General features: G+C 68.1%; 13 protein-coding genes. 5 read left to right on the top strand and 8 right to left on the bottom strand.

Annotated features, from left to right (window positions below; all coding sequences use genetic code 11):
- The first annotated feature begins 29 nt into the window (after positions 1 to 29).
- The 3 genes from AC07YH_RS10435 to AC07YH_RS10445 are packed head-to-tail and all read left to right on the top strand — an operon-like array spanning position 30 to position 2,661.
- Positions 30 to 587, top strand: a complete 558-nt coding sequence (locus tag AC07YH_RS10435) for an SRPBCC family protein (protein WP_494746928.1) — start codon at positions 30 to 32, stop codon at positions 585 to 587.
- Complete coding sequence (locus AC07YH_RS10440; RefSeq protein ID WP_494746929.1) at positions 584 to 1,000, top strand: thiol-disulfide oxidoreductase DCC family protein; 417 nt, start codon at positions 584 to 586, stop codon at positions 998 to 1,000. The genes AC07YH_RS10435 and AC07YH_RS10440 overlap by 4 nt, the downstream gene beginning before the upstream one ends.
- Positions 1,001 to 1,011: 11 nt before the next feature.
- Entirely contained in the window at positions 1,012 to 2,661 is a 1,650-nt protein-coding gene (locus tag AC07YH_RS10445; protein WP_494746930.1) for a DUF4166 domain-containing protein, read from the top strand.
- On the opposite strand, the gene AC07YH_RS10450 is transcribed toward AC07YH_RS10445, so the two are convergent.
- The 3 genes from AC07YH_RS10450 to AC07YH_RS10460 are packed head-to-tail and all read right to left on the bottom strand — an operon-like array spanning position 2,625 to position 6,477.
- The gene (locus tag AC07YH_RS10450; protein ID WP_494746931.1) at positions 2,625 to 3,332 is read right to left on the bottom strand and encodes a hypothetical protein; all 708 of its coding nucleotides are present in this window, start codon (positions 3,330 to 3,332) and stop codon (positions 2,625 to 2,627) included. The two genes, AC07YH_RS10445 and AC07YH_RS10450, sit on opposite strands and share 37 nt — an antisense overlap.
- A 54-nt stretch (positions 3,333 to 3,386) precedes the next feature.
- Positions 3,387 to 5,903: an HWE histidine kinase domain-containing protein gene (locus tag AC07YH_RS10455; RefSeq protein WP_494746932.1), complete on the bottom strand. Its 2,517-nt coding sequence runs from the start codon at positions 5,901 to 5,903 to the stop codon at positions 3,387 to 3,389.
- Positions 5,890 to 6,477 carry a biliverdin-producing heme oxygenase gene (locus tag AC07YH_RS10460; protein WP_494746933.1) on the bottom strand — a complete coding sequence of 196 codons (588 nt, stop codon included), beginning with the start codon at positions 6,475 to 6,477 and terminating at the stop codon, positions 5,890 to 5,892. Before AC07YH_RS10460 ends, AC07YH_RS10455 begins: the two co-directional genes overlap by 14 nt.
- A gap of 173 nt (positions 6,478 to 6,650) precedes the next feature.
- Here AC07YH_RS10460 and AC07YH_RS10465 point away from each other — a divergent pair, with 173 nt between their 5' ends.
- Entirely contained in the window at positions 6,651 to 9,515 is a 2,865-nt protein-coding gene (locus tag AC07YH_RS10465) for a M16 family metallopeptidase (RefSeq protein ID WP_494746934.1), read from the top strand.
- Positions 9,516 to 9,578: 63 nt separating this feature from the next.
- Here AC07YH_RS10465 and AC07YH_RS10470 read toward each other — a convergent pair whose 3' ends face one another.
- Positions 9,579 to 12,440 carry a calcium-binding protein gene (locus AC07YH_RS10470; RefSeq protein ID WP_494746935.1) on the bottom strand — a complete coding sequence of 954 codons (2,862 nt, stop codon included), beginning with the start codon at positions 12,438 to 12,440 and terminating at the stop codon, positions 9,579 to 9,581.
- 525 nt (positions 12,441 to 12,965) lie between these two features.
- Here AC07YH_RS10470 and AC07YH_RS10475 point away from each other — a divergent pair.
- Positions 12,966 to 14,195 (top strand): flavin monoamine oxidase family protein, encoded by a 1,230-nt coding sequence (locus tag AC07YH_RS10475; RefSeq protein ID WP_494746936.1) that lies wholly within the window; start codon positions 12,966 to 12,968, stop codon positions 14,193 to 14,195.
- Between the two features lie 149 nt (positions 14,196 to 14,344).
- On the opposite strand, the gene mscL is transcribed toward AC07YH_RS10475, so the two are convergent.
- From mscL to rpsA, 4 genes are all read right to left on the bottom strand, one after another.
- Complete coding sequence (gene mscL / locus AC07YH_RS10480) at positions 14,345 to 14,761, bottom strand: large-conductance mechanosensitive channel protein MscL (RefSeq protein WP_494746937.1); 417 nt, start codon at positions 14,759 to 14,761, stop codon at positions 14,345 to 14,347.
- Positions 14,762 to 14,845: 84 nt separating this feature from the next.
- A complete protein-coding gene (locus tag AC07YH_RS10485; protein ID WP_010921415.1) occupies positions 14,846 to 15,136 on the bottom strand; it encodes an integration host factor subunit beta in 291 nt (96 codons plus the stop codon).
- A 118-nt stretch (positions 15,137 to 15,254) separates the two neighbouring features.
- On the bottom strand, positions 15,255 to 17,216 hold the full coding sequence (locus tag AC07YH_RS10490; RefSeq protein ID WP_494746938.1) for a DUF3857 domain-containing protein: 1,962 nt from the start codon (positions 17,214 to 17,216) through the stop codon (positions 15,255 to 15,257).
- A 113-nt stretch (positions 17,217 to 17,329) separates the two neighbouring features.
- Positions 17,330 to 19,039 (bottom strand): 30S ribosomal protein S1, encoded by a 1,710-nt coding sequence (gene rpsA / locus AC07YH_RS10495; RefSeq protein ID WP_494746939.1) that lies wholly within the window; start codon positions 19,037 to 19,039, stop codon positions 17,330 to 17,332.
- Positions 19,040 to 19,106 lie beyond the last annotated feature (67 nt).

Raw genomic sequence — 19,106 nt, forward strand, 5'->3', positions numbered from 1 at the left:
CGTAAGCCGGCTGCGTTAGCTTGAGTGTTATGCGCCGGCTTGTTCTCCTCTTCGCCGTCCTCGTCCTCGCGGGTCCCGCCCGCGCCGACGCCGAATGGGAATCGCATGAGAACGGCATCGCGATCGACGCCCAGGCCGACAATCACGGCCGGGGCATGGTCCGGGCCAGCGTCGACATCGCCGCGCCCCCGGCCGTGGTGTTCCGCATCATCCTGGACTGCGACCGCGCCGCCCGCATGAGCCCCGGCGTCAAGAGCTGTCGCGTCGTCTCGCGCGGCGCGGACGGGACCGAGATCCGCGAGCACACGGTCCGCTGGAGCATCTTCCTGCCGACCATGCGCTCGACCTCGCGGGTGACCCTGACGCCGGACCGCGAAATCCACTTCACCTGCATCGGCGGCGACATCCGCGCCTGCGACGGCTCGTGGCGGCTGGAGCCGCTGGACGGCGGGACCCGCACCCGCGTCACCTACGACATGTGGGCCACCTCGCCCTTCGTGGTCCCGGCGGGCATGATCAGCGCCATGATGCGCCGCGACGTGCCAAACTCGCTGAAGGCGCTGCGTCGCGAGTGCGAGGGACGATGAACGAGAAGGACGCGCCCGACGGCCTGTGGCTGTTCGACGGCGTCTGCAATTTCTGCACGGGCTCGGTGCAGGCCGTTTTGCGCCTGGACCGCAAGGGCGTGATCCGCTTCACGCCTATCCAGTCTTCCTACGGTCGGGCGCTTGCCCGCAACCACGGCATCGATCCCGAGACGCCCGAGAGTTTCCTGTTCCTCGACCACGGCCGGGCCCTGACCAAGACCGCCGCCATCGGCGCGTTGCTGCGCCGGCTGGACGCGCCCTGGGGCTGGTTCGCCTTCGTCGATCGCCTGCCCCGTGGCACGACCGACGCGGCCTATGACTGGATCGCGACCCATCGTTACCGGCTGATGGGCAAGAAGGACCACTGCATGGTCCCGACGGCCGAGCAGCGGGCGCGGTTCATCCTCGAATGAGCGCCCATCCCTTGAGGCGCATCATCCTGGTCGGGGCCAGCGGCGTGTTCGGCGCGCGCCTGGCCGCGATGATCGCCCGCTGGCCGGACGTCGTGCTGGTGCTGGCCGCCCGCCGGCGTGGGCCGCTGGAGGCCTTGCGGGATCGCCTGGACGGCCCGGCCACGATCGAGATCATGACCTTCGACCGCAACGCGCCCGAAGGCCTGCCCGAAAGCCTGAATGCCTTCGCCGTGATCGACGCAGCCGGACCGTTCCAGACCAGCGACCTGCGCCTGGCCAAGGCGGCTCTGGCGGCCGGCGCCCACTACATCGATCTGGCCGACGGCCGCGCCTTCGTGGAACAGTTCCCGGAGGCAATGGCCCCGGTCGCCACGGCCGCGAACCGCTGGGCGATCACCGGGGCCAGCTCGACCCCGGCGCTGAGCACGGCGGCGCTGGACTGCCTGACTGCCGGCTGGAGCCGGATCGACGCGGTCACCACCGCCATCTCGCCCGGCGCCGACGCCCCACGTGGACCCTCCGTGGTCGAGGCCATCTTCTCGTGGGTCGGCCGGCCGGTGCGGGTGTTCGAAAGCAGCGCCTGGACCGAGCGACCGGGCTGGAGCGGCTCGCGGCGCGTGATCTTCCCAGGCCTTGGCCATCGCTGGGTCGCCCTGGCCGATACGCCCGACCTCGACGCCCTGCCTCGCCGCTACAAGCCCCGCCATGTCGGCCGCTTCGAGGCGGGCCTGGAGCTTCCCCTGGCGCACCACGGCCTGGCGTTGCTGGGTTGGGCGCGACGGATCGGGCTCGTCCACGATCTCAAGCCCTTCGTCCGCCCGCTAGGCGCCCTTGCCGACGGTCTGGCGCGCTTCGGCACGGACCGTGGCGGCATGGTCGTCGAGGCGGTCGGCAAGGACGCCGGCGACCAGGTTGTCCGCGCCCGCTGGGGATTGTGGGCGAATGCCGGCGTCGGACCCAATACGCCCGCCGCGCCCGCCGCCGCCATCGTGCGCGCCCTGCTGGACGACCGCCTGGACGGCCCGCCCCGCGCCACCGCCTGCGTCGGCCTGCTATCGCTGGAGGACCTGCTGGCCCCGCTGAAGCCTTTCCCGATCCGCACCCGGATCGACAAGGCGGCTCCGCGCGCCAAGGGCGTCTTCACCCGCGCACTCGGCCCACGCCTGGACGCGATGCCCGACGTCGTCCGCGAGGCGCATGACGGCTCGGCGCGCACCCTGACCGGCTGGGCGCGCGGACGCGGCGCCGGCGGTCCGGCGCGCCTTGTCCGGATGCTGCAAGGCCTGCCCGAACACGGCCGCCACGACACCACCGTCCAGATCGCGCCCGATGGACTGGGCGAGACCTGGACCCGCCAGTTCGGGACCCGCCGTTTCCGCTCGCGCATCGTCCGGGTCCGCGAGGACGCCTACGCCTTCGAGGAGACAGCCGGCCTGCTGACCTTCCGCTTCCACGCCGCCGACTATCCCGGTGGCTTCTCCTGGATGCTGGAGGGCTGGCGGATCGGGCCGCTGACCTTGCCGACCGCCTGGGCCCCGCGCGTGCGAGCCCGCACCTTCGCCCGCGACGGCGTCTACCGCTTCCGCGTGCTCGTCGCCCATCCGTGGATCGGAGTGATCTTCGGCTACTGCGGCCGCCTGGGCGTGACCGTCAGCCGATAGGGCACGTACAGCGCCAGTTCCAACGGTCCTGACTGGTACCAGGATAGCGGCAGCTGCAGGCCCTCGACCGAGACGGCATAGTCGTCGCCGAACCGCTTGGCCGTCGCGCGCGCGTCCTCGGCGACCAGGTCCAGCACCTCGGGGCGGCGCTTCTGCGGACCGATCAGGGTCAGGTTCCATTCGTCGTCGGGCAGGATCTCGGTCCGGCCGACCTTGGCCGTCTTCTCGGCGAACGCCTTGATGCGGCCAGTGGCGGCGTCATAGGTGTCGCCCGGCGCGATGCGGGTTTTCACGACCAGGACCGCGACGCTGGTGTCGGCCTTCTTGTCGGGCTGGATGACCGCGTCCAGCATGGTGTCGTCGAAGCGTCCGATCACCTCGTCGCCCAGGCCGAGCTCGACCTTCGCCCCCGTCGCGGCCTTGATCATGTTGCGCAGGGTGGCCCGCAGCTCCTCGCGGCGCTGGCTCAGATCGCGAGTGTCGCAGACCACCCGCACCGTGGTGACGATATTGTCGGCGCGCGTGCGCAGCACGACATAGGGCGTCTTGACCGGATCATATTCGGTCAGGCGCGAGCCGGTGACGACGATCTCCTCGACGCCCTCGTTCTGCGCCGCCACGGGCGCGGCCATCGTCAGCGCGAGCGCCAGGCCCAGGATCACGAACTTCATGCGGCTTCCTCCCCGATCGCTCCACCTTAGGAGGCGCGACAGTGGAAGCAATCGCTAGAACAGCGCCGCCACGCTCTCGGCGCTGTAGGGCTTCTGCAGCACCGGCGTCTCCTTGAACCGGTCGGGGAAGGCCCCGCTGTCGCCGAAACCGGTGCCGAAGGCGAACGGCACGCCGGCGTCCTGCAGCGCCTCGGCGACCGGGAAGCTGGTCTCCTGGCCCAGATTGACGTCGAGGATCGCGAACGGCGGCTTCTCCTCGGCCAGGGCCTCGAAGGCCTGGGCGACGCTGGAGGCGACGGTGATCTGCTTGACGCCCAGGCGGGTCAGCATGTCCTCCAGGTCCAGCGCGATGATCATGTTGTCCTCGAGCACCAGCATCCGCGCGGGCGCGCGCACCGGCGTGTCGGCGCGGCGCGGCTGGGTCACCGCCGTGGTCACGTTCTCGGTCGAGACGTAGCGGCCGGGGATGCGGATGCGGGCCTGGAAGCCTTCCGGCCGGTAGTCCAGCTCCACCTCGCCGTTCAGGTCGTGCGGGATCGAGTGCTCGATGATGGTCGAGCCGAAGCCCCGGCGGGTCGGCGGCTTGACCAGGGGGCCATCGCGCTCGCGCCAGTCGATGATCAGGTCGCCCTTGGCGTCGCGCGCCCAGTCGATGGCCACGTGGCCGCGCTGGTCGCACAGGGCCCCGTACTTGGCCGAGTTGGTCATCAGCTCGTGGATGACCAGGGACAGGATCGAGAAGGCGTCCGGGGCCAGGGCCGTCGGCGCGCCGTTGAGGCGCACGCGCTCGGCCTTGCTCGACAGGTAGGCCTCGGCCTCGGCGGTGATCAGGTCGCTGAGCGCGCCCGGCCCCCACTGGTGACGGGTGATCTGATCATGGGCGCGGGCCAGGGCCTGAACGCGGCCGCCGATCACCTCGGCGAACTCCTCGACGCTGGCGACGCCCGAGCGGCTCTGGGTGATCAGGCCACGGATCAGACCCAGGATGTTGCGCACCCGGTGGTTCAGCTCGGCGATCAACAGCTCTTGGCGCTGGTTGGCGCGCTGGCGTTCCTCGTCGGCCAGGTCCGTCAGGCGGAAGACGATCTCCAGCAGGCTTGCGCGCAGACTCTCAGCCAGCGAGCGCTCGACCGGCGTCCACGGCCGGCTCTGGCCGCGCGTGGTCTCTTCCCAGGCCTCGAAGCTCTTGCGCGGGGTCAGGCGGTCGCCCAGCGGCCCGACCTGCACCAGCTTGGCGGGCTTGCCGGCCCAGACCACGGTCTTGGCTTCTTCCTTGCGGAAGAAGATCAGGTAGTCGCGCGCGGTCCGTGACAGCGGCACGGCCATCATGCCGGCGGCCTTCTCCGACCAGGTCGCCGCCGAGGGCAGCAGGCTGGCGATCTCGTTGGTCGCGAAGACCGAATGGGTGTCCTTCTCGCGCAGCACCCGCACCAGGGTGTGGACGTCGCTGGCGTCGGGCGTGGAGTCGCGCAGGGTGAGCCGCCCCTCCAACCACAGGGCCAGGCCGTCGCAGCCGACCAGACGGCACAGGTCTTCCAGATAGGGGCTGAGGCCGTCGGCGCCCTGGTTGGTCTTCACCACCGCATTCATCATCCGGTCGTGCAGGTTGCGCGCCTCGGACATCCGCCGGGTCTCGATCTCGCGCTCGCGGCTCTCCAGGGTCAGGGAGAACAGCTGGCCGAACAGCTCGGCGGCCGTGCGGCGCTCGTAGCTGATGTGCTTGGGCGCGTAGTGGTGGCAGGCGAACAGCCCCCACAGCTTGCCGTCGCGCAGGATCGAGATCGACAGCGAGGCGGCCACGCCCATGTTGCGCAGGTACTCGATGTGGATCGGCGAGACGGCCCGCAGCATGCTCATCGACAGGTCGACGGGCTCGCCGGCCGGGCTGGTCGGCGGGAAGATCGGCGAGACCTCGGCGTCGACGTCGGCGATGATCCGCAGCCAGCTGCGCTCGTACAGGGCGCGGGCCTGCACCGGGATGTCCTGGGCCGGATAGCGCTGCCCCAGGAACGAGCCGATGCCGGGCCGCACCGACTCGGCGATCACCTCGCCCGCGCCGTCATGGGCGAAGCGATAGACCATCACCCGGTCGAACTCGGTCAGGGCGCGGACCTGGCGGGCGGCCTCGTGGCAGAACTCCTCGAAGGTCGGGCGCGCGGCGATCCGCGTGGTCATCGAGCGCACGGCCGAGGCGGCTTCGATCAGGGTGTCGGGATGGCTGGGCTCGCCCTCCAGGATCAGCAGGCGGCCGGAATAGTGCAGGGCGAGATCGAAGTCCTCGCCGCCGTCGGCCAGGGGCTGGCCGAACATCCGCTCGACCGCGTCGGCGCCGCGCATGATCTGCAGGCGACCGCGGATATTGTGGATGGCGTGGCCGCTCAGCACCTGGGTCAGCGGCTTGCCGATCAGGTCCTCATGGCCAAGGCCCAGATAGCGCAGGCTGGTGGTCGAGGCGTGGACCACGACCCAGTCGGAATTGATCGCCAGCAGGAAGCCGAACGGCTGCACCGAGCCGAGGATATGGATCGGCTCCCGGTCGCAGTTGGTCAGGTCGACTTCAAACCCGGACATGGGCGCCGGTTCGGACATTCGGAGCTCCAGGCGGGGCTATGGTCTCGAACGCGTCCGAGAAACACTGGAAGCCATATCGCGCGCCCGCCTCGACCGCGTCTGTCCGCGTCCCGACATTGGGTTTTTCGAGCCAGGCCAAGAAGGTCCGCCACAGATCGTCGCCCTCGCCCTGGGTCAGGTAGTCGACCGGCAGGCCGTGACCCGCGCCGCGCACCTGGCGGGCCAGGAAGCGCGCGCCCAGGCGCGAGCCTTCCAGGGTGTAGAGCAGGCCCGCCGCAAAATCCGGGGACGGAACATGGGCATTGGCGAAGGGTGGAGCCTCCAGGCCCAGGGCGGCCAGGTCGCGGGCCAAGGCGGTGCGGCGCACGCGCTTTGGCCAGTCCGGCAGCCAATCGGCGACGCCAGCCCGCTCAAGGGCCAACTCCAGCGGGACCATGGCCAGGGCCGAGGCCGACAGGAACGCGCCATAGCCCAGCGGCGTCTCGATGCGCCAGCCAGCGACCGTGGCGTCCAGGGTCGCGTGGCTTTCAGAAGTGGCCGCGCGCAGGCGGTCGCGAAGCGAACTGTCGGACAAGCTATTCCCCACGCAAATCGGGTCCGTTACGCGGATGGACGCGGGCGGGAACGACGTGATGCTCCTAACACAGACGGCGCAGCTTGGTTCCACCCACATGACAGGACGGTAAGGTTTACCCCGCCGAGCGCGATGCTACGGTCGCCGCGGACTGCTTCAGGAGACCTTCGCGCATGATCCGCACCGCCAAGCTGGCCCTCGTGGCCGCGGCCCTTTCAACGACCGCGCTTTCACCTTTGGCCATGGCCGCCCAGGCTAAGCCGAAGCCTAAGCCGGCCGCCGCCGCGCCCGCGTCCTCGGCCATCGCGGTTCCGCCGATCATCTACCAGCAACGCGTCCTGGCCAATGGGATGAAGGTCTACACCTCGCGGGATGCGACCACGCCGAATGTCACGGTGCAGGTCTGGTACGGCGTCGGCTCCAAGGACGATCCGCGCGGCCGTTCGGGCTTCGCGCACCTGTTCGAACACCTGATGTTCAAGGCCACCCGAAACATGCCCAGCGAGACGCTGGACCGCCTGACCGAGGACGTGGGCGGCTTCAACAACGCCTCCACCTGGGACGACTTCACCAACTATTACGAGGTCGCGCCGGCCAACCACCTGGAGCGCCTGCTCTGGGCCGAGAGCGACCGCCTGAAGTCGCTGGTCATCGACGAAAGCGTGTTCGCCTCCGAGCGCGACGTCGTGAAGGAAGAGCTGCGCCAGCGCGTGCTGGCCGACCCCTATGGCCGCTTCTTCGCCCTGTCGATCCCGCAGCAGTCGTTCACGACCCACCCCTACCAGCGCCCGGGCATCGGCTCGATCGAGGAGCTGGATGCGGCGACCGTCGATGACGTGCGCGCCTTCCACCAGACCTACTACCGCCCGGACAACGCGGCCCTGATCGTCGTCGGCAATTTCGACCAGGCCAAGCTGGACGCGCTGATCGACCGGTACTTCAACCCGATCGCCAAGCCGGCGGGCGACATCCCCAAGGTCACGGTGGTCGAACCGGCCCGCACGGGTCCCAAGAGCGTCAACACCTACGGCCCCAACGTGCCGCTGCCGGCCCTGGCCATCACCTGGCTGGCCCCGGCCGCCGCCGACAAGGACGCGCCGGCCCTGACCGTGCTGGACGCCGTGCTGTCGGCCGGCAAGTCCTCGCGGCTCTATGACAGCCTGGTCTACGACCAGAAGATCGCCCAGTCGGTGTTCTCCAGCGCCCCGAACAACGCCCAGCCGGGCCTGTTCTACGTCGGCGCGGTGATGGCCGGCGGCAAGACCGTGGCCCAGGGCGAGGCCGCCCTGCGCGCCCAGGTCGCCCGTGTCCGCGACGGCCTGGTCACGCCCGCCGAACTCGCTGAAGCAAAAGCCGGCCTGCTGGCCGACGCCGTCCGCCGCCGCGAGGAGATCGACGGCCGCGGCTTCGCCATCGGCTATGCGCTCGAGACCGAGGGCGATCCGGCCACCGCCAACACCAGCCTCGCCAAGCTGCAGGCCGTCACCGCCGCCGACCTCCAGCGCGTGGCCAAGACATATCTCGCCGATGACCGCCGCACGGTGATCCGCTACCTGGCGGACAAGGACAAGCCGGCCGGCGAGAAGGACGCCACGCCGGCGATCCCGAAGGTCGCCTCGGTCAAGTACGACGGCCCCGTCACCACCCTCGCCCCAGAAGGCGAGCGCCAGAAGCCGCCGGCCGTCGGCGCGCCGGTCCCGGCCGTGATGCCGAGCCCGGCCGAGAAGACCCTGGCCAACGGCCTGCGGGTCATTGTCGCCAAGTCCAGCGACCTGCCGCTGATCACCGCCGACCTGACCGTCAAGGGCGGGGCGAGTTCCGATCCGACCGGCCTCGCCGGCACGTCCAGCCTGACCTCGGAGTTGCTGACCGAAGGCACCACCAGCCGCTCGGCCACGCAGGTCGCGCGCGAGACCGAGGCCCTGGGCGCCAATCTGGAAGCCGGCTCGGGCTGGGAGGCCGCCTCGCTGACCCTCAGCGTCACGGCCAACAACGCCGCGCCCGCCATGGCGATCATGGCCGACGTCGCCGAGCATCCGGCCTTCTCGGCCGAGGAGCTGGACCGCGTGCGCACCGAGACCCTGGACGGCCTGTCGGTGTCGTTCCAGCGCCCCGGCACGCTCGCCGCCTTCGCCACCGCCCCGGTGCTCTATGCCGGCTCGGCCTATGGCCACGTGGCCGGCGGCACGCCCGGCTCGCTGCCGAAGATCAAGCGTACGGACCTGGCCAAGACGCACGCTGCGTACTGGCGTCCGGACAACGCGGTGCTGGTGCTGACCGGCAATTTGACGCCCGAGGCCGGCTTCGCCCTGGCCGAAAAGGCGTTCGGCGGCTGGAAGAAGCCCGCGACCCCGCCGCCGGCCCCGCCGGCCGCCCCGACCGGCTATGCGCCGCGCAACGTCGTCATCGACCTGCCCGGCACCGGCCAGGCGGCCGTGGTGCTGGCCAAGCCGGCGATCACCCGCGCCGATCCGAACTATTACCAGGGCATCGTGGCCAACACCGTGCTGGGCGTCGGCTTCAGCTCGCGCCTGAACCAGGAGATCCGCATCAAGCGCGGCCTGTCTTACGGCGCCGGCTCCAGCCTGACCCCGCAGGGGCGCTTCGGCGGCTTCTCGGCCCGGGTGCAGACCAAGAACCCGTCGGCCGGCGAGGTCGTCACCCTGACCCGCGCCGAGCTGACCCGCCTGGGCGCCGAACCGGCCTCGGCCGGCGAGCTGACCGCCCGCAAGTCGGTGCTGGTCGGCAATTTCGGGCGGGACCTGGGCACCTCGGAAGGCCTGGCCAACATCCTGGGCAACTACGCCGTCTATGGCGTGCCGCTGACCGAGATCCAGAGCTACGCCGCCAAGGTCGAGGCCGTGACCCCCGAAGAGGTCCAGGCCTTCGCCAAGGCCAAGCTGGACCCGGCCCAGATGAGCGTCATCGTCGCCGGCGACGCCAAGGCCATGGGCGAGGACCTCGCCAAGGCCGCGCCGAACGCCACGGTGATACCGGCCGACAAGCTGGACCTCGATGCGCCCAGCCTGATGAAATAGGGCCCAAACGAAAAGCGGCGCGTCCCGGAGGACGCGGCGCTCAACGTTTTCGAGAGGTAGTGCTTAGAGGAAGAAGTCCGTAGCGACCAGCGAGCTGACGTTCTGGACCATGATCGAGAAGTCGGCCACGCCGTTGCCGTCGACGTCGCCCTGCACCATGACCCCGCCGCTGACGGCGAAGGCCCGCAGTTCGCCGGCCACGTTGTGGAACGCGGTCTCGCCGATGAAGGCGAAGGCGTTGTCCGCGCCGCCCTTGATCGCGTCGATCGCGGTCAGGTCGATCTTGTCGCCCTGGGCGCGCGAGAAGTCCGTGATCGTGTCGACGTCGCCAGCGGCGTAGGCGTCGAACTTGAACACGTCGGCCCCGCCGCCGCCCGTCAGGGTGTCGGAGCCCGCGCCGCCGGCCAGCTTGTCGGCGAAGGCCGAGCCGATCAGGACGTTGGCGCCGGCCGAACCGGTGATCGTCACGCCGGCGGTGGCGCCGGAAGCGTCGACGTTCTCGAAGCCCGTCACCGTGCCGGCGCTGCCGGTCACCTGGTTGTAGTTGGCCAGGTTCACGGTCGCGGCCGTCTTGAGGATAAGGGTGTCGATGCCCGCGCCGCCGTCGACGATGGTGTCGGCCGCGTCATAGACGATGCGGTCGTCGCCGAATTCGCCGAACAGCTGGTCAACGCCCGCGCCGCCGTCGATGTAGTCGTTGCCCGCGCCGCCCTTGACGATGTCGTAGCCGTCGCCGGCCATGATCGTGTCGTTGAAGGCGCTGCCGATCAGGGTGTTGTTGTACTGCGAGCCGTTCAGGGTCACAGCGGCGATCGAATTGGTGGCGTCGGCGTTTTCGAAGCCGGTGACGTAGGCCGAACCGCCGGTCACCATGCTGCCGCTGAAGTTGCCCAGGTTCACCGTCAGCGCGTTGTTGACGATCAGGGTGTCGGTGCCCGCGCCGCCGTCGATCAGGCTGGCGCCGGCGTAGTAGACCACGCGGTCGTCGCCCTGGCCGGCGCTGATCTTGTCGGAGCCCGCGCCGCCGTCGATGTAGTCATTGCCCGCGCCGCCCGTGATGGTGTCGCCGTAGGCGCTGCCGATCAGGGTGGAGCCCGCCGCCGCGGCGGTCAGGATCACCGCGCCGCTCGAGGCCGAAGCGTCGACGTGCTCGAAGTTGACGACCACGGCCGAGCCCGTCAGGGCCTGGTTGGCGGCCTTGCTCAGGTCGATCGTCGCGCCGGCCTTCAGCACCAGGGTGTCGCTGCCCGCGCCGCCGTCGATCTTCGCCGCGGTGGCGCTGTAGGCGATCCGGTCGGCGCCCGAGGTGCCCGTGGTGGACGTCGAAGTCTCCGGGGTCGTCGGAGTCGTGACGGGGGTCGTCGGCGTCGTGACCGGGGCCGTCGGGGTCGTCGCCGGGGTGGACGGCGTCGAGGTGACCGGGGGGGTCGGCGTCGTCACGACATTGGTGTTGTCGTCGATCGGAACGGTGACGGTGGTGGTCGTCTTCGTCGTCGTGCCCGAACCGGTCACCGACATCGTCTTGACCGCGCCGCCCGAACCGGCGGTCTGCAGCTGCAGGTCCAGATTGTTGATGGTCAGCGAGCCGGCGCCCGACACCACTTCCGCGCCCAGTTCGACCGAGGCGAGGTATTCGGTGGTCTTGACGATGCCCAGCTTCTGCAGGGCGGCGAAGATGCCGTCCAAATCCAGCTGGCCCTTCGGAACGTCCTTGTCGAACACGATGGCCGTGTAGGTCCAGTCGCCCTTGTTCGTATAGATCTTGGCGGTGTTGCCGGCGGCGTCCGTATAGGTGCCGACCTGCGTGCCGAAGGCTTCGAAGCCGCCCTTGTGGACCCAGATCATCACTTCGTTGGTGATCGTCGAGCGACCGCCGTTCGGGGTGTTGGTCAGCCAGATGTCGAACGACACGTTGAAGCCGGCCTTGTTGCCCGCGAAGGTGACGTCGTAGTCGACGTTCAGGTTGGCGATGGCGCTGACCTGCACCGGGAACACGCCGGCCACGTCCGTGATCTTGGAGCCGCCGCTCATCGGAGCCGGGCCGAAGATCACTTCCGGATAGGCGCGGATCGTCGGCGACGGGTCGGTGATGGTCGGGAACGACCAGTTGAAGGTCGTCTTCGCCGTCAGGTCCGTCGCGCTGTACGAGCTGTCGATGAAGTAGTCCTTGCCGTAGACCAGCGTGCCCGGGTTCCAGATGTTGTTCAGGACATACCAGCCCTTGTCGCTGTAGACGGCCCCCGGGCCGGTCAGAGCGTTCAGGCCGCTGGCGGGCGTGACCGTCGGGCGCATGCCGAAGTCATAGGCCGTCAGGTCGGTCAGCTTGATGTCGCGCAGGACCAGCGACTCGCCGTTGGCGAAGGCGAACTTGACGTCCGCGCCCGACTGCGTGGCGATGGCCTTCAGCTGGTCGAAGGTGGTGATGTTGTAGCCGCGCAGCAGGATCGTATCGCTGCCGGACTTGAAGTTCATGATGGCGTCGGAGCCGTTGCCCGCGCCCACTTTGAACACGTCAGCGCCCGCGCCGCCCACGAGGACGTCATCGCCGCCCATGCCGTCGATCGTCGCGCCGACGGTGCCGGCGATGATGATGTTGCTCAAGGCGTTGCCCGTCCCCGCCGTCGAGCCCGCCGAGTTCAGCAGCAGGTTTTCGACGTTGTCGGAAAGGGTTACCGCGCCCCAAAAACGAGCGTCAATCGTGTCGATACCCTCGCCGGGTTTCTCGATCACCGTCTCCGAGTTGTCCCAGAGAGTATAGGTGTCGTCGCCTTGACCGCCGATCAGAGTATCGCCGCCAGCGCCATGGAAGATGTCGTTCTTCGCGGTGCCGGTCTGGGTTTCTTTACCCGTAGTATTGGCCGGCCAGCCATCGCTCGTCTTGGAGAGCGCAAGTTGCAGACCGTTCGCAGTGATATAGCTTGGCATGTAACGCCCCTCCGTCTTGAGGCCAATACTGGCCATGAGGCGTCAATTTCAAGTATATTTTCGTACTTAATGCGGACGAAAGGAAACCATTTGTTAGTGATAATGAATGGTTACTCGGAATAAGGGTAGTTGTTTTGTCGTCAAATTCGGCAATTCAGAACTAATTGTGATCAAAATATTTGGATCACTTCCATGTTTTATCTAATACTGAGGCCAATCTATGCCTTGAAAAACCCAATATGGGGCCGACAGACCATTCACGTTACTCTGCCGCGCCACCTCGGACGGCCGACGGAGCAGCCACGAACACTATGGTTCTCTTTCAGGTGGAGGTCGATGCGACAAACTATATCGCCCCCTGCGACAAGCTTAACAACGAATAAAGCTTGACCTTTAAGGTTCTAATTAAGAAATGCACAAATTGACGCAGGCAGGTTTATTTCGAAGAACTTCGTTCCGCTCAGGAAAGGCGCAGCTTCGCCCACCCATCGCGTGAATCGACAGGCCAAGCTAAGGTCCAGGCCCATGCATGAAGTCGACATCGCGATCATAGGCGCCGGCGCGGCTGGCCTGGCCGCCGCCGAGCAGGTCGCCGCCAGCGGGCGGTCCGGGATCCTGCTGGAGGCCAGGGATCGGCTGGGAGGCCGCGCCCATACGATCCCGTCTTCGGTCGGTCCGATCGACCTTGGCTGCGAGTGGCTGCACTCGGCCGACCAGAACCCTCTGGTGGAACGGGTCGAGGCCCTGGGCCTGACCATCGACAAGACCCCGCCGCCCTGGGCCAACATCGCCGACAACCCGGTCTTCGCCCCCGAGGAGCGCGCCGCGTTCGGCGAGGCGTTCCTGGCCCTGGACGCGCGACTGGAAGCGGCCGCCCGCGACGGCGGCCCCGACCGCCCGGCCTCGGACCTGATGGATCCCGACAGCCCCTGGACCCCGCTGCTGAACGCCTTCAGCGCCTTCTACAACGGCGCGGAGTTCGACCAGGTCTCGCTGCACGACTACGCCGCCTATGAGGACACCGAGGTCAACTGGCGCGTGGCGGAGGGTTACGGGACGGCTATCGCCGGCCTGGGCGGCAAACTGACGACGCGACTATCCTGCCCCGTCACCCTGATCCGCCACGACGGTCCGCGCGTGGAGCTGGAGACGCCGCTCGGGACGATCTCGGCGCGGGCGGCGATCGTCTGCGTGCCGACCACGATCCTGGCCCAGGGCGGCATACGCTTCCTGCCCGCCCTGCCCGACAAGCTGGACGCCGCCGCCAACCTGCCGTTGGGCCTGGCCGACAAGGTGTTCCTGTCGCTGGACGAGCCGGAGATGTTCGCGGCCGAAACCCAGCTCTATTCGAATCCCCATGTCACGGCGACCGGGGCCTATCACCTGCGGCCGCTGCACAAGCCGATGATCGAGGTGTTCCTGGGCGGCGCTCACGCCCGCGCGCTGGAGGGCGAGGGCCCCGGCGCCGCGGCGGCCTTCGCCGTGGACGGGCTGGTCAATGCCTATGGCGGCGACATCCGGTCCAAGGTGCGCGTGATCGCGGAGACCCATTGGGCCGCCGACCCGTTCGCCGGCGGCTCCTATTCCCACGCCCTGCCCGGCCACGCGGGCGCGCGGGCGGTGTTGGCCGCGCCGGTCGACCAGCGCCTGTTCTTCGCCGGCGAGGCCTGCAGCCCCAACTTCTTCTCCACCGCCCACGGCGCCTGGCAGACGGGCCAGGTCGCGGCGCGCGCCGCTATTGAAGCGCTGAGCTAACCCCCAAGCCCGTTTCCCCGGCGAAGGCCGGGCCCAGATCATATGGCGCGGCGAGGCGCACGCAGAAACGCCCGCGATCCCGTCCGGACCGCGGGCGCTCTTGCATCTGGGCCCCAGCCTTCGCCGGGGAGATCGGATTGGGGATGGCCTTACTTCTTGGCCAGAAGATCCCGGATTTCGGTCAGCAGCAGTTCCTGCGGGGTCGGGGCGGGCGGGACTTCCGGCGCGGGCGCTTCGGCGTCGGCGCGGCGGATGCCATTGACCACCTTGACCAGCAGGAACACCACGGCCGCGACGATGAAGAACTGGATCAGGGTGTTGATGAAGGCGCCGTACTGGATCGACACCTTCTCGATCGCCTCGGTCGCCGGGTTCTCGGTCCGCAGCACCCATTCCAGCTTCGAGAAGTCGAGGCCGCCGGTCAGCAGGCCGATCGGCGGCATGATCACCTGATCGACCAGGCTTTTCACGATGCTGTTGAACGCCGCGCCGATAATCACACCGACGGCCAGGTCGATGACGTTGCCGCGCGCGATGAACTCGCGGAATTCCTTGACGACGCTCATGACAAACCCCTGGTTGCCGCAAAAACAAGGCGCAAAGGCTGAAGGCGTTCGCCGCCCGGGGTCAACCCCGGGTCACGATTGTTGTTATTCGTCGCCGTCGGCGTTCAGGCGGGCGCGCAGTTCCTTGCCGCTCTTGAAGAACGGCACATGCTTGGCGCGGACGTCCACAGCCTCGCCGGTGCGCGGGTTGCGGCCGGTGCGGGCGGGACGCGAACGGACCGACAGGGCCCCGAAACCACGAAGTTCGACACGGCCGCCGTCTTCCAAGGCGCCAATCATACGTTCCAGGATCACGCCGACTACGCGTTCGACGTCCTTCTGCGTCAGGTGCGGATTTTCATTCGCGAGCCTGGCGATGAGTTCAGACTTGATCATCGATATCCCCGGAACGCCCCTGGGAGGAAAAGGCGCGAGCGGACCTTTGCCCAACGATGGCTGAGTCTTCAAGGGGTTGCGTGCGATTCTCGAACGGGGTTCAGTTAACGGCGGCCCCTTACGAACCCTTCGGCGCGCGGATGATCAGGGCCTGCTCGGCCAGTCGGCGGCGCACCTTGTTGGCCTCCTCGGCCTGATCGAAGGGCAGTTCGCGCTCCAAGGTCAGGTCCGATTCGAAGAAACGCGCCTTTCCAGCCGCCAACTCCGAGGTCCGCAGTACGTCGGCGGCCGCCAGCTTGCCGTTGAAGGCCGGCCCCTTGACCGTGAAGCCGGCCCCGCCGTTCGGCAGGGTGACCTCGATCAGGGCCTTCTTGAAACTGGGGAAGGTGATGACGTAGGGCGCGTCGGCGTTGGGTCCCGGCTCGCGGTGAGGGAACAGGGCGGGTTTGCTGGTCCCCGACATGGGCAGACGCCATTCCCTCAGGCCGACATCGTCGTTCAGGCGCCAATCCATGTCGGCGTTTCCGGCCATGACGATGGTCACCACGCCGTCGTCGGCGACCGTCCAGTCCAGCGTCTCGACCCGCATCCAGCTGAAGGACGTCGAGAAGCTCTGACGGAAGCCGCGCTCTATATCGGCGCGCGGCGCGATCTCGATCGCCCGGGCCGTGGCCCGCGCGGCGGCGCCGCGCATGACCAGGGTGATCGACGCCTTGGCCGGCTTGTCGAGACCCGCCGAGGCGTCGAGGCGCATGGTCGCGTCGGTATCGGGACGGGTCAGCGGTTTCTGGGCGATGGGCTCCAGGGTCGCGCCCGACGCCTTGATCGGCAGGCCCCACAGGAACGGCGGCGGGCTGATCGTCTGCAAGCCCCCACGATCGCCCGAGCGGGTCCCGTCCAGCCAATAGGCCTTGCCGTCGATGGTGGCGCGGACCAGCACATGGTTGAACTGGCTGGCCGAGGGCACGCGCTGGTCCAGGCCGTCGGCGGCCGGGCTGGCCAGGACCACGACCGGCTCGGCCTGGATGTTCAGGCCCTTGAGGATCGCCAGCAGCAGGACGGTCTTGCCTTTGCAGTCGCCGAACCGGCGCGCCCAGGTCTCGTCGGCCGAGGCCGGCTTGTAGCCGCCGTCGCCCATGGCCAGCAGCAGGTAGCGGGTCTTGTCCTCGACCAGCTGCAGGGCCTTGAAGGCGCGGACCTTGGGGTCGGGGCTGGCGGCGGCGATGGCGGCGATCTCGGCCTTGATCGGCGAGTCCGCCTTCAACGCCATGGCCTCGTCGTACAACGGGGCCATCGGCGCGACGACGTCGGCCCAGCCGCGATAGGTCGTCGCCTGCAGTTCACCCACCCGCTGGAAGCGCGCCGGCGCGCTGAGCGGCGACTTGGGCGCGGTCGCCCCGGTCTCGTCGACCAGCAGTTCGTTCAGCTCGCCGGCCTTGCCGACCTTCGGCTCGGGAAAACCGGCCGTGGCCTTCCAGGCCAGCGGCGTGCCATCGGCCCACAGCAGGCGCACGCGATAACGGCCGACCGCGCCAGGCCAGCCCATGCGCTCGAAATCGCTGACCCGCGGGCCCAGGATCGGGTCGCGCCGCTCGATGCTGTAGGCCCAGTCGATCATGTCGCCGACCCGCAGGTCCTTGATCTGGATCGAGGCGGTCATCCGGCCGTCCAGCATGGCCCGCTCGAGATCCTTCTCGCGGCGCAGGATCAGCACGTCCTCGCCGGTCTTCAGGACGTCGATACGCTGGCCGTCGCGGATGATGGCCAGGGCGTGCAGGGTGACCTTGTCGCGGTCGGGCTGCCAGGTGATCGCCCGCGCGCCGGCCGCCAGCCCCTCGGGCTTGGTCACCCGCGCGATGCGGCGGCTGTAGCTGTAGAGGCCGTCCTTGCCGAGCAGGACCTGGCTGTCGTCCAGCACCGCCTGCAGGGCCGGGGCCTGGGCGTCGTCGGACAGGGTCGGGACCTCGGCCACCTTCACCCACGCGGCCGGCGGGCCGTAGGCGGGCTTGTCGTCTGCCCGGGCCGCGCCAGCCAGAGCCAGGACCGAAACGGCGGCCATCGCCGTCCAACGCTGAACCACGCCACACCCCCGAAGCACTCAACCTCAGGCATGTGTGGCAGGCTTTCACACAAAAGAAAACGGCGGTGGGATTGCTCTCACCGCCGCTACTTCATCCTACGAGGGGAAGAAGACTATTCCTTGGAAGCGCGCTCGCGGAGAGCGGCGCCCAGGATGTCGCCCAGCGAAGCGCCGGAGTCCGACGAGCCGAACTGCTCGATGGCTTCCTTCTCTTCGGCCATTTCCAGCGACTTGATCGACAGCGACACGCGGCGAGCCGCCTTGTCGATGTTGGTGATCTGAGCGTCGATGCGGTCGCCCACAGCGAAGCGCTCGGGGCGCTGTTCCTGACGGTCGCGCGACAGGTCCGACTTGCGGATGAAGGCCGACATCGGAGCGTCTTCTTCACCGAAGCGGACTTCGATGCCGCCCGTGGTGACTTCCGTCACGGTCACGGTCACGGTCTGGTTCTTGCGGTAGGTGTCGCCCGACATCGGGTCGCCAGCCAGCTGCTTGATGCCCAGCGAGATGCGTTCCTTCTCGATGTCGACATCCAGGACCTTCGCCTTGACGACGTCGCCCTTCTTGTAGCGCGCCATGGCTTCTTCGCCCGGGACGCTCCAGTCGATGTCCGACAAGTGCACCATGCCGTCGATGTCGTTGTCGAGGCCGATGAACAGACCGAATTCGGTCGCGTTCTTGACTTCGCCTTCGACGGTCGAGCCGACCGGGTGAGCCTCGACGAAGGCTTCCCACGGGTTGGTCAGGGCTTGCTTCAGGCCCAGCGAAACGCGGCGCTTGGACGGATCGACGTCCAGCACGACCACGTCGACTTCTTGCGAGGTCGAGACGATCTTGCCGGGGTGGACGTTCTTCTTGGTCCAGGACATTTCCGAGACGTGCACCAGGCCTTCAACGCCGGCTTCCAGCTCCACGAAGGCGCCGTAGTCGGTGATGTTGGTGATGCGGCCCGTGAACTTGGCGCCGACCGGGTACTTGGCTTCAACGCCATCCCACGGATCCGACTGCAGCTGCTTCATGCCGAGGCTGATGCGCTGGGTGTCCGGGTTGATCTTGACGATCTGGACCTTCACGGTGTCGCCCACGGCGAGCACTTGGCTCGGGTGGTTGACGCGCTTCCAGCTCATGTCGGTGACGTGCAGCAGGCCGTCGATACCGCCCAGGTCGACGAACGCACCGTAGTCGGTGATGTTCTTGACGACGCCTTCGCGGATTTCACCCTCTTGCAGCTGCGACACCAGTTCGGTGCGCTGCTCGGCGCGGGCTTCTTCCAGGATGGCGCGACGCGAGACGACGATGTTGCCGCGCGGACGGTCCATCTTCAGGATGGCGAAGGGTTGTTCCTTGCCCATCAGCGGGCCGACGTCGCGAACCGGACGGATGTCGACTTGCGAGCCCGGCAGGAAGGCCGAGGCGCCGCCCAGGTCGACGGTGAAGCCACCCTTCACGCGGCCGACGATGGCGCCCATGACGGGTTCGTTCTTGGCGTAGACGCCTTCCAGACGGGTCCAGGCTTCTTCGCGCTTGGCCTTTTCGCGGCTGATGACCGCTTCGCCGAGGGCGTTTTCCAGGCGTTCCAGGAACACCTCGACCGAGTCACCGGTCTTGATGGTGGCCTTGCCGTTCTCGTCGACGCCGAATTCCTTCAGTTGGATGCGGCCTTCGGTCTTCAGACCGACGTCGATGATGGCGAAGTCCTTTTCGATCCCGACGACCAGGCCCTTGACGACGGTGCCTTCCGCGAAGTCGCGGCCGCCCATCGAGTCATTGAGGAGCGCTTCGAAATCGTCGCGCGTCGGGTTGAAGCTCATATCGTCAGCCATGCTGATCTTTGGTCTCTAGGTTGGGGGAAGCCCTGTAGCGAGCGCCGCTGGAGAAAGCGGTTCTCGG

Source organism: Caulobacter sp. GW456-12-1-14-TSB4 (assembly GCF_059424195.1).

Excerpts from the sequence above, each read along its gene's own strand:
- AC07YH_RS10435 (WP_494746928.1), top strand. The coding sequence starts at position 30 with ATGCGCCGGCTTGTTCTCCTCTTCGCCGTCCTCGTCCTCGCGGGTCCC.
- AC07YH_RS10440 (WP_494746929.1), top strand. The coding sequence starts at position 584 with ATGAACGAGAAGGACGCGCCCGACGGCCTGTGGCTGTTCGACGGCGTC.
- AC07YH_RS10450 (WP_494746931.1), bottom strand. The coding sequence starts at position 3,332 with ATGAAGTTCGTGATCCTGGGCCTGGCGCTCGCGCTGACGATGGCCGCG.
- AC07YH_RS10455 (WP_494746932.1), bottom strand. The coding sequence starts at position 5,903 with ATGTCCGGGTTTGAAGTCGACCTGACCAACTGCGACCGGGAGCCGATC.
- AC07YH_RS10465 (WP_494746934.1), top strand. The coding sequence starts at position 6,651 with ATGATCCGCACCGCCAAGCTGGCCCTCGTGGCCGCGGCCCTTTCAACG.
- AC07YH_RS10470 (WP_494746935.1), bottom strand. The coding sequence starts at position 12,440 with ATGCCAAGCTATATCACTGCGAACGGTCTGCAACTTGCGCTCTCCAAG.
- AC07YH_RS10475 (WP_494746936.1), top strand. The coding sequence starts at position 12,966 with ATGCATGAAGTCGACATCGCGATCATAGGCGCCGGCGCGGCTGGCCTG.
- mscL (WP_494746937.1), bottom strand. The coding sequence starts at position 14,761 with ATGAGCGTCGTCAAGGAATTCCGCGAGTTCATCGCGCGCGGCAACGTC.
- AC07YH_RS10485 (WP_010921415.1), bottom strand. The coding sequence starts at position 15,136 with ATGATCAAGTCTGAACTCATCGCCAGGCTCGCGAATGAAAATCCGCAC.
- rpsA (WP_494746939.1), bottom strand. The coding sequence starts at position 19,039 with ATGGCTGACGATATGAGCTTCAACCCGACGCGCGACGATTTCGAAGCG.